Consider the following 669-nt stretch of genomic DNA (forward strand, 5'->3'; position numbering starts at 1 on the left):
AGTGCGCAGATCGAGCGGTTCGCGGTCGAGTCGGACTCGCGGGTGCTGCAGTTCGCCTCGCCGAGTTTCGACGCGTCGGTGTCGGAGTTGGTGATGGCGTGGCTGGCGGGCGCGGCCGTGGTGGTCGTTCCGGCGGACCGGCTGCGTCCGGGCCCGGAGCTGGCCGGTGCGGTCGAGCGGTTCGCGGTCACGCACGCGACGATCCCGCCGGTCGCGCTGGCCGCGATGGAGGACGTGGACCTGCCGGGCCTGCGTTCGCTGGTGGTCGCCGGTGAGGCGGTGTCCAGCGCGGTGGTGGACCGCTGGTCGGTGGGCCGCCGCATGGTCAACGGCTACGGTCCGACGGAGACGACGGTGTGCGCGACGATGTCGCAGCCGCTGGTCGCCGGTGGTGGGGTGCCGTCGATCGGTTCCCCGATCGCGAACACGCGGGTGTTCGTGCTGGACGAGTGGCTGCGGCCGGTGGCGCCGGGTGTGACCGGCGAGCTGTATGTGGCGGGTGTCGGTCTGGCGCGGGGTTACCTGGGCCGTGCGGGTCTGACCGCCGAGCGGTTCGTGGCGTGCCCGTTCGGGGCTCCGGGGGAGCGGATGTACCGCACCGGCGACCTGGCGCGCTGGACCCGCCAGGGGCAGTTGGAGTACCAGGGCCGGGTCGACGACCAGGTCAAG

At 73.1% G+C, this 669-nt stretch carries 1 protein-coding gene; it reads left to right on the top strand.

Going from position 1 to position 669, the window contains the following annotated elements:
- The coding region (locus tag LG632_RS30010) for an AMP-binding protein (RefSeq protein WP_226731082.1) at positions 1-669 on the top strand (669 nt) is incomplete at both ends.

Origin of the sequence: Streptomyces antimicrobicus (assembly GCF_020532625.1) — a bacterium.
Taxonomy (GTDB): domain Bacteria; phylum Actinomycetota; class Actinomycetes; order Streptomycetales; family Streptomycetaceae; genus Streptomyces; species Streptomyces antimicrobicus.